This window comes from Glaciecola siphonariae (assembly GCF_042652645.1).
GTDB classification, from domain to species: domain Bacteria; phylum Pseudomonadota; class Gammaproteobacteria; order Enterobacterales; family Alteromonadaceae; genus Glaciecola; species Glaciecola siphonariae.
Genome location: NZ_JBHSGU010000012.1, coordinates 1 through 7,915 on the forward strand (window position 1 = coordinate 1; position 7,915 = coordinate 7,915).

Below are 7,915 nucleotides of genomic sequence, written 5' to 3' on the forward strand. Positions count from 1 at the left end.
GTTACCTTTTTGTTTTGTTAATAAAGATTCGACACCTTTATCAAAACGGGTAACTCTCTCTTTTGCAAGAGGATTGTCAGATTAAGTCGAGACTAATTCACGTTATGTGTGATAATAAAACCAACAAAAAAGCGGGAACCGATAGCATCAACTCCCGCCTTCCATCATCACCAAACTGGCTGATATTCCGTTGCCAGAATCATCACTGCACCAGATAGGCCAGCAGTGCACCTGCGGCAATCACCACAATCGAAATCGCAACCACTTGCAGCCATTCTCGGCGGTCTTCCCGTTGCATTTCAGCGCGGTGGTCTTGCCATGTTTCTACTTTAATTTTAGCCTCACTTACCCCTGATGAAGTCATGTTCATATCTCTTTCAACTCTGATTCATGAACATCTAAAGCATCGCCATTTTCGAACTCAATCATGTATATGACTCCAGCTGGGAACTTCTCGAAATATTTTCCACTAGGACGTGTTTCAAAAACATTTATTATCGAGCCTTTTTGACCAACATAAGCATTTGTTTCAACGCTTTCCTTGACCAACACTGTATCGTTAATATTAAATTTGGCCATTTAGCGAATCTAGGGGTCAGGTTCCTTGAAAGGTATTTTGAATTTTAGCTCACGCTGATTAGCTGCTCAATATGAAATATTGCTTAGCTGATAATGTGAAACGAGAGGCGATTTAAAATAAGATGTTTAAGAGTTTGTTTTTAAGTCAAAAATCAATTTTCTCGCTGCGTTAGAATTATTGTTCGCAACATATCTATCCATGTTGTTTAATGTGGATATAATCGAAGAGCGCCTTTGTTCCATGCAGCAGCAAGGTTGGTTTCAAGGAATCTGACCCCTCAAACCAGAAGGATGAATTTTGTGAAGCAATCGACGACAGAGAATGAACAAAGCTCTCCAAAAGTTCAAGGGACGATATACATTTTGCTAGGTTTATTTGTATTTTTGTCTAGTATATTTTCGTTATCTGATGGCCAGGTACTCAACAGGTTTAACGCACTCAGCTTAGAAGCCACACCATTACTATTTATCCTGAGAGTATTGTTTAGTATTGTTATCGGTTCGCTGTGCATTGTAATTGGTTTATCTAAAATTTCGGCCAAAAGAGAATCTAGGGGTCAGGTTCCTTGAAAGGTATTTTGAATTTTAGCTCACGCTGATTAGCTGCTCAATATGAAATATGGCTTGGCTGTTAATGTGAAACGAGAGGCGATTTAAAATAAGATGTTTAAGAGTTTGTTTTTAAGTCAAAAATCAATTTTCTCGCTGCGTTAGAATTATTGTTCGCAACATATCTATCCATGTTGTTTAATGTGGATATAATCGAGGAGCGCCTTTGTTCCATGCAGCAGAAAGGTTGGTTTCAAGGAATCTGCCCCCTCAAAGCAGGATAAAGTTATGCGAGTTTTAGTCTTGATTCTAATTCTTTGTTTCAGTCAATTTTCAGTTTCTTCAGAGAGGCCGTTGTTTGGCTATTTGATTCCCCTTAAACCAACTCCACAGCATTGCGAATTGGCAAACCAAATCTTAGCGCTCAACGAGGAAGAGAGAGGCTCTTATGACGCGCATCTAAATAATGCGGGTGGGTGTGCATTTTACAGAGGGGATATCGAAAAGGCGGTTAAACTATGGAGTGAAGCTTATATAAAAGGGGTTGATAGAAGCTTGGAGCCTTTGGCTAGGGTATTGAGCTTATCAAGCGTACCAAAAGACAGATATTTAGGCACTTCTTTGTTGAGAGCTTATATTGAGCTTAATCCAAATGAAGCTTATCTATTACCTCTGTTTTTAGGACTTCAGAAAATTGCCTATTCACACTCAGCTGATAAAGATTTAATTTTTGAATATCTTTACTTAGCTTTTGAATTGGAGCTTGAACAAGAGTCTTTTATCACAGCTCAAATTCTAAACTATTTGCAACATATAAAATATTTTTCAGGAGATGATTTTAAGCATAAACCGGCATTGCAAAAATTATACAAATTGATGCAAGGGCAGCCCGTTTTGTATTGCTATATCAGCGATAGTTTAACCTTCGACATTTTTAAACTGCCGAGTAATTTAACAAGTCGTCTATACTATGAGTCAAAATGTGCGGCACAATAAACGATCAAAGGGTCCGATCAAAGGGCAAGTTCTTTAAAATGCTTTTATATTAAGAAGTGAGTTTCTATTTCGTTAAGGTGAGAAAATTCTGTCCGGTTGGTCAGTATTAAAGCCAAGATATTTCAGTAAAAATCAAGCCAGTCTGTTTTTATGGAGAAAGACAATTGGCTCGACGTCCAAGGATAATGGTTCCAAACATGCCTGTGCACGTTGTTCAACGAGGGAACAATCGAAAAGCGTGCTTCTTTCAAGCTTCTGATTATGCGGTGTATCTAAGTAAACTCAAAGAGAGTGCAGAAAAATTCAACGTGAAAATTCACTGTTTCGTTTTAATGACCAATCATGTGCATTTGCTTTTGCAAGCGTCGGATTGTGAGGGAATCAGCCGTGTTATGCAAAGCTTGGGTCGTTATTTTGTTCGTTACATCAATACGACTTACAATCGGACCGGCACCCTTTGGGAAGGTCGGTTTAAATCGAGTTTGGTCAATAGTGATGAATACTTGCTACAGGTTTATCAATACATAGAACTAAACCCTGTAAGGGCAAAAATGGTTAACCATCCCAAAGACTACGTATGGAGCAGTTACCATGCGAATGGAGGCAGCAAGGATATTGCCATGATTACGCCGCATCCACTCTATTTATCACTCAGTAAAGACTCAGAAAGTCGTAAAAGAGCCTATAATCAGCTTATTCGCGAAGCGTTACCGAATGAGGCCTTGGATAAAATTAGGCTGTCTATTAGCAAATCCAGAGTTTTGGGCAATGACAAATTTGTAGAGCAAATATCAGAACAACTCAAACGATTTGTTGGATATCTTGAGCATGGCGGCGATAGACGCTCCGAAGAGTTCAAGGGTTGGTTTCAAGAAACCTGACCCCTTGGTAATTAGTACTGGCAATAGTAATGCATTTGCATTACTATCAATATCGTGAACTTAATTGAGAATATATCAATGCCACAATTACCCCTACAAACTGAATCTACCCTTACTGAGCGTTATCAAACAACAGTGCCTAGTGTGGTGCGTAAAGCCTTGCATTTAGGCAAAAAAGACAAAATCAGATTTACTGTAGAGCCTAATGGAAGTGTGACGCTATCGCGCGCCGAGCCAAGCGAAGACGACCCAGCTTTGAATGCGTTTTTGTCTTTTCTAGGAAACGATATTGAGCAACACCCTGAGAATATTCAAGCGCTCAGCCCTGCTATGAGAGCGTCTATTCAAACCTTGACTGAAGGTGTTGATATTGATTTAAGCGCGCCATTAGACGAAAACGACGACTGATTTTGCCAGATAACAAACTACTTATCATCAATGGATGGACGCTGTATGCACATCCTCTTTTTCTAAAGCAGCTATCATCATTAACAGATAAAGTTAAGGCTCTAAAGGCACAAGATCCTGTCGGGTACAAAAAGAAAAACGTGACCAAGCGACTCGGAGCGATTGAGAAGCTAATTTTTGAAATCATTCCAAACGACCCTACCTCAACAGAATTTCGTCAAGGCTCCACATTGGGCGGGGACAATAAACACTGGTTCAGGGCAAAGTTTTTCCAACAATATCGCCTATTCTTTCGATATCATCAAGCGTCTAAGGTTATCGTTTACGCTTGGGTAAATGATGAAAAAACAAAACGCGCATATGAAAGTAAAACCGATGCTTATAAAGTTTTCAGTACAATGCTAGCAACAGGTAATCCCCCCGATAGTTGGGACGCTCTTTTAAAATCCGCCTCTGCTTTAAGCTAGCAACGAATAGGTGGTTGGTAAAACTGATTACTGTATATGCAGGCACGATACTATGATCCAGTGATTGGGCGGTTTTACTCAAATGATCCGGTTGGATATCGAGATGTGCACAGCTTTAATCGATATACTTATGCGAACAATAATCCTTATCGGTATACCGACCCTAACGGCATGACGTCTTGTGAGAAGAGGGCGCAGTGCACGGTGATAAATTTTGCGCCGAATGAAGAGGGGGGTGGTGGAAAAGAAAAAAAATCTGAGCCATTCGAAAAGCAGGTAAAAAATTGGGCCAATAACGCGGAAGCAAGCGCTCAGACGAGAATGGTGACTCGACATGACGGTGTCACGCAAACTTATGAGGGGTGGCTGAATGAGCAGTTATATGGTTCTAGGTCACAACTAAAAAACAGTTGTGGATTTGAAACCTTTCTTTGTCGTACTTCTATCTACTTTGGTGGGGAGATTCCAGAAGAAATTGAGTTAATGCCCTTGGAGGCATTGTCTGGAATCGACAAAGCAATTAATAAAGTTGATAAATTAAAAACTGTACCAACACCTATGAAAGCTCCGGTAAAAGTCTTGAAGGGTGCCTTAAATTGGGAGGCTGCTGGAATAGTTTGCGAAGCGGCATGCGAGGCGAAATTAAGAGTATCAGGACATAAATAAAAATGAAAAAGCTATTTTTCTACTCGTATACAATTTTGTTATTCGTGCTATCAGTAGATAGCTTTTGGATGATAATAAAAATAGGCTCATGGGACTATTATGTGTCAGCCATCGCTACGTTATTGTTGCTTTATAATTGGGCGTTCTGGTCAAAGGTGCGCGATCATCTTTTGATGCGAATCATATTATTTTTTTCGGTGCTTCTATTTATTGTTTCTAGAGGAATACTGCAAATGGACTATTATTTCGGCTCGCAAATTAAGTTTTACCTCATTTCATGCTCTATTTGTCTTTTAACTCTATCGCCGTTTATATATCGATATTTTAAGATGCGAAATGTGAATTAGTTTATTGAAGTTTCATAAATAAGAAATCAAGGGGTCGTATCAGTTAAAAGAAGAGACTACTCGACCGATAAAACTTGAGCAGCTCATTACGCCGAATTGCTCGCCGACCCCAAAAGTGAGTTAAAGCAATTTTGATTTCGCTTGCTAATCAAAGCTTTGGTAGAAGTGGGCTGATAGAATCTCGTGCCAGTGTGAAGATAATAAAAACAACAACATCCAAGCCTTAGGTGATTTGTTTCAAGCTAGCTATTCGTTAGGCATGAGCTACGATAATCTAGACAGACTCGAGACCATCAGCAAAAGTGCCTTTGGTAGCGGCTCGGTGAGCTATGATGATATGGGCAATATTTTAAGTAAGCGCATGGGCTCTGAGCACATCAACTATGTGTATAACAGCAATAAGCAATTGACGTCGGTAAATGGCGGCCATACGGCTAGGTATCAATACGACGACCGTGGCAATGTGCGTAAAAACAGCCGCCATGTATTTAGCTACAACGCCCGCAACCAAATGACATCGGCAGGCAGTAACGCCTACTCGTACGACACTGACAACAAGCGCGTGAAAATGCGTGAAAATGGTAAAACCAGCTATTCGTACTATGGCTTTAATGGTAAGTTGCTGTACCGACAAGAAGACGGCCTGTTTACCGACTATGTGTATTTAGGCAATAAACTCGTTGCCAAGGTAGAAGAAACTACAAAGCCATTACCCACCACTACCGGCACAGTGATTGCCCGCAACCATTACAAACCCTTTGGTGCGACACTGGGCAATACGCCAGATGATGTTGGGTTTACCGGACATAAGTTTGATGTTGAGCTTGGGTTGAATGTATATGCAGGCACGATACTATGATCCAGTTATCGGTCGTTTCTATTCGAATGATCCAGTTGGGTTTGATAATGTTCATAACTTCAATCGTTATAGCTACGCAAATAATAATCCATACAAATATGTTGATCCAGATGGTCGGGATGCTGTGGCGATAGTATTTCCTGATTACAAAATATCAGTGGCAGGCACTAAAGTTAGCAACCTTGGACATGCTGGCTTATTAAATATAAATCCAGATACCGGACTCACTCGTTACTACGAATTTGGTCGGTATGGCAATGATGGCATGGTTAGAAACATTAGACTTGATAACGATGTTGTTATGTCTGGTGGCGCTCCCACTTCGGCATCTCTTGCTAAAGTTTTCGCTGAGATCTCTAGTAAATCTGGTCAAGGGGGGGCAATATCGGCTGCCTATTTCTCTGGAGCTGATTTCGCTTCAGTAGAAGCATTTGCAAACCCTCTTGTCGGACTTAGTGGCAGTGATGGAGGATATGGAGATTGGTCCATGTACAATAGTTGTGGAACGTTTATGCAGGATGGACTTGAGGCTGGAGGCGTTAATACACCTATGATGATAGACCCACGGCCAAACTCATATATAGGAGAGTTACAAGGTGCAAATGGTGCAAAAAGTATGAGTTACTCAGGTGGCGTATTTAGAGTGAGTGGAAGAATAGAATCTCGTAAATTAGATGAAGCGTTAAACTAAGACAAGGTAATTTGAAATGGGTAAATTTGTATTAATCACATTAGTTTTATTATTTGGAATAGTAGCTGGCTGGATTTCAAATGAACGATTATCCTCTAAAGTTACTACCAGTAGTATTCCAGAGAGACCTTCAACTGTTCCTGAAGGTGCGATATGGGCAGGTGGCTCCGATGGAGGGATGTGGGTAAGTTGTAATAAGAGTAATTTGGATAAATTAGAGTGCCAAATATTTGCTGATGTAACGGGCGTTTTAGTTGAAGAGAGTACTTTCGCTATTCAAGACAAGGACTTTAAACCTGTTTTATATTCTAATGGCTTACTGGAGTTCAAGGCTAGGTATAAGAGCCTAGATTCCGATAAAAACTGAATCATTTTGAAACCAAAGCCTCGCACTCGCGAGGCCTTGTTTTTATAGCAGGCAAAAGACCGATTCGAATTGACCATTCCGCCAGTGACCGAGCATTTTTTGTCTATTTGGACTTGTCCGTTGGAGATATTCAGGGTATTCGGGGTTTTTCCCATACAATGTATTTCCCAGGGCTATTAGGTCGCGGGTTAATTTTCCAGATTCGCTTTCCATTGCTACGTGTTCGGCTAACGCGAGCACATCAAGTTGACCATTCATAAGATATGCCTGTCGTTGTTAACTGCCATGTTGCGGTTGGAGTCTCTCTTCAAAAAAACTCCATGTTTGGCCGCAAACGCGGATAACTGATTGTCATAATAATTCAGCTGACGTTGGTAGCGACAAATAAATTTAATGGACTTGTCTTCCTCATCGTAGATAGCCGTAATATCATTTTCGCCAGCATCGATAGAAAAACACGCTTCTTTCGGCTTGTAAGCAGCCATTCCATCGACGAAGCACTCTCTTGTAAGAGAAGAAAGAGCAGAGTTAATCTGTTCAGGTTCAACCATTTCAAATTCTGTTTGGCAAATCGGCATGACGCTAGCTTCCTCATTCATCTTAGCCTTAAGTATAGCGCTAAGAAAAAATCTGTACATGTTGCTGGAGTAATTCGATGAGTTCGGGCTGCATCAGCTTAAATGTATCAGGGATATTCAAAACAACGATTTTGTCTGAACACATCAAAGGGGCAGGTTCTTTGCAAATATATCGTAGAATTGTTAGCGAGACAGGCATAAACGACGTTTTGGATATCATATTCAAAATATACAATGTCTCCAAGGGTGGCATCCAGATTATTGCAGATATCGTCGGGCAATCTAATTTCGCCGTTTTGTCCAAGGTTAATTGTATCGCTGTTCATGTCTATTTTTTCGGTCGTTGGTTTTAATCAACTACGGCCAGTTTTATAGTTACCTGTAACGCTTAACACACATACTAATGCTGCATAACACTTGCACGATGACAGCATCACTTAAAGACGCAAACCTCGTTTATCACAATAGTTTGTTGATTCGAATTTAGCGATTTATAAAATTTAGATTTCTTCGTCACTTCACAAAAT

At 40.3% G+C, this 7,915-nt stretch carries 11 protein-coding genes and 1 pseudogene; 9 read left to right on the top strand and 3 right to left on the bottom strand.

Annotated elements, in window-relative coordinates; translation table 11 throughout:
• Window positions 1-202 precede the first annotated feature (202 nt).
• Both ACFO4O_RS15105 and ACFO4O_RS15110 read right to left on the bottom strand, forming a co-directional pair.
• Window positions 203-364 carry a hypothetical protein gene (locus ACFO4O_RS15105; protein WP_382410024.1) on the bottom strand — a complete coding sequence of 54 codons (162 nt, stop codon included), beginning with the start codon at window positions 362-364 and terminating at the stop codon, window positions 203-205.
• 2 nt (window positions 365-366) lie between these two features.
• The gene (locus ACFO4O_RS15110; RefSeq protein ID WP_382410026.1) at window positions 367-579 is read right to left on the bottom strand and encodes a hypothetical protein; all 213 of its coding nucleotides are present in this window, start codon (window positions 577-579) and stop codon (window positions 367-369) included.
• A gap of 837 nt (window positions 580-1,416) precedes the next feature.
• Here ACFO4O_RS15110 and ACFO4O_RS15115 point away from each other — a divergent pair.
• From ACFO4O_RS15115 to ACFO4O_RS15155, 9 genes and pseudogenes are all read left to right on the top strand, one after another.
• Window positions 1,417-2,124, top strand: a complete 708-nt coding sequence (locus ACFO4O_RS15115; RefSeq protein WP_382410028.1) for a hypothetical protein — start codon at window positions 1,417-1,419, stop codon at window positions 2,122-2,124.
• Window positions 2,125-2,321: 197 nt separating this feature from the next.
• The gene (locus ACFO4O_RS15120) at window positions 2,322-3,005 is read left to right on the top strand and encodes a transposase (protein WP_382410030.1); all 684 of its coding nucleotides are present in this window, start codon (window positions 2,322-2,324) and stop codon (window positions 3,003-3,005) included.
• A gap of 78 nt (window positions 3,006-3,083) precedes the next feature.
• Window positions 3,084-3,413, top strand: coding sequence for a type II toxin-antitoxin system PrlF family antitoxin (locus ACFO4O_RS15125; protein WP_382410032.1), 330 nt, complete (start codon window positions 3,084-3,086; stop codon window positions 3,411-3,413).
• Window positions 3,414-3,415: 2 nt separating this feature from the next.
• Window positions 3,416-3,880, top strand: a complete 465-nt coding sequence (locus ACFO4O_RS15130) for a type II toxin-antitoxin system YhaV family toxin (RefSeq protein ID WP_382410034.1) — start codon at window positions 3,416-3,418, stop codon at window positions 3,878-3,880.
• A 36-nt stretch (window positions 3,881-3,916) separates the two neighbouring features.
• Window positions 3,917-4,042, top strand: a pseudogene (locus tag ACFO4O_RS15135) (RHS repeat-associated core domain-containing protein); the annotation flags it as partial.
• Window positions 4,043-4,084: 42 nt separating this feature from the next.
• Window positions 4,085-4,546: a hypothetical protein gene (locus ACFO4O_RS15140; RefSeq protein WP_382410052.1), complete on the top strand. Its 462-nt coding sequence runs from the start codon at window positions 4,085-4,087 to the stop codon at window positions 4,544-4,546.
• 579 nt (window positions 4,547-5,125) lie between these two features.
• The gene (locus ACFO4O_RS15145; RefSeq protein WP_382410036.1) at window positions 5,126-5,752 is read left to right on the top strand and encodes a hypothetical protein; all 627 of its coding nucleotides are present in this window, start codon (window positions 5,126-5,128) and stop codon (window positions 5,750-5,752) included.
• Window positions 5,733-6,443, top strand: a complete 711-nt coding sequence (locus ACFO4O_RS15150) for an RHS repeat-associated core domain-containing protein (RefSeq protein WP_382410038.1) — start codon at window positions 5,733-5,735, stop codon at window positions 6,441-6,443. Before ACFO4O_RS15145 ends, ACFO4O_RS15150 begins: the two co-directional genes overlap by 20 nt.
• A 16-nt stretch (window positions 6,444-6,459) precedes the next feature.
• Window positions 6,460-6,810 carry a hypothetical protein gene (locus ACFO4O_RS15155; RefSeq protein WP_382410040.1) on the top strand — a complete coding sequence of 117 codons (351 nt, stop codon included), beginning with the start codon at window positions 6,460-6,462 and terminating at the stop codon, window positions 6,808-6,810.
• Between the two features lie 254 nt (window positions 6,811-7,064).
• Here the strand turns inward: ACFO4O_RS15155 and ACFO4O_RS15160 are convergent, their stop codons facing one another.
• The gene (locus tag ACFO4O_RS15160) at window positions 7,065-7,409 is read right to left on the bottom strand and encodes a hypothetical protein (protein ID WP_382410042.1); all 345 of its coding nucleotides are present in this window, start codon (window positions 7,407-7,409) and stop codon (window positions 7,065-7,067) included.
• Window positions 7,410-7,915: the final 506 nt, after the last annotated feature.